1 protein-coding gene is annotated in these 1,272 nt (G+C 63.6%); it reads left to right on the top strand.

Annotated features, from left to right (window positions below; all coding sequences use genetic code 11):
• Window positions 1-1,272 (top strand): serine hydroxymethyltransferase (gene glyA, locus ACR0D9_RS20605; protein WP_480484971.1); only part of this gene is annotated, 1,272 nt, incomplete at its 5' end.

Genomic DNA, 1,272 nt, shown 5'->3' with positions numbered 1-1,272 from the left:
GGATTTTTCACCCAGTCCTTGTCGGACCGCGATCCTGAGCTTTTTGGCTCGATCCGGTCTGAGCTGGGTCGTCAGCGCGACGAGATCGAGCTGATTGCGTCCGAGAACATCGTCTCTGCCGCCGTGATGGAGGCGCAGGGTTCGGTGATGACCAACAAATATGCCGAAGGTTACCCGGGCCGGCGCTATTACGGAGGCTGCGAGTTTGTTGATATCGCCGAGAATCTGGCCATCGACCGCGCCAGGCAGCTGTTTGGCTGTGGCTTTGCCAATGTGCAGCCGAACTCGGGCAGCCAGGCCAACCAGGGCGTGTTCCAGGCGCTGATCCAGCCCGGCGACACCATTCTGGGCATGAGCCTGGATGCCGGTGGCCACCTGACCCACGGCGCGCGGCCCAACCAGTCGGGCAAGTGGTTCAACGCCGTGCAATACGGCGTGCGCCAGCAGGACAACATGCTGGACTATGATCAGGTCGAGGCGCTGGCGAAAGAGCATAACCCCAAGCTGATCATCGCGGGCGGTTCGGCCATCCCGCGTCAGATCGATTTTGCCCGCATGCGTCAGATCGCCGACATGGTCGGCGCCTATCTGCACGTGGACATGGCGCATTTCGCCGGTCTGGTTGCGGCGGGCGAGCACCCCAGCCCGTTCCCCTACGCGCATGTGGCGACCACCACCACACACAAGACCCTGCGCGGCCCACGTGGGGGCATGATCCTGACCAATGATGAAGATATCGCTAAGAAAGTGAATTCGGCGATCTTCCCCGGCATTCAGGGCGGCCCGCTGATGCATGTGATCGCGGCCAAGGCCGTGGCCTTTGGCGAGGCGCTGCGCCCCGAGTTCAAAAGCTATATCCAGCAGGTCGTGACCAATGCGCAGGCGCTCAGCGATCAGTTGATCAAGGGCGGGCTCGACACCGTGACCCACGGCACCGACACCCATGTGGTGCTGGTCGACCTGCGCCCCAAGGGCGTCAAGGGCAACGCCACCGAAAAGGCCCTGGGCCGGGCGCATATCACCTGCAACAAGAACGGCGTGCCGTTTGACCCGGAAAAGCCGACCATCACGTCGGGCATCCGCCTTGGCAGCCCCGCCGGCACCACCCGCGGCTTTGGCGAGGCCGAGTTCCGCCAGATCGCCGACTGGATCATCGAAGTGGTCGACGGCCTGGCCGCCAACGGCGAAGACGGCAACGCCGAAGTCGAAGCCCGCGTCCGCGCCCAGGTCGCAGACCTCTGCAACCGCTTCCCCATATACCCGAACCTGTAA

Source organism: Ruegeria sp. AK11, from assembly GCF_056541095.1.
This window is presented reverse-complemented; position numbering and strand designations above follow the sequence as displayed.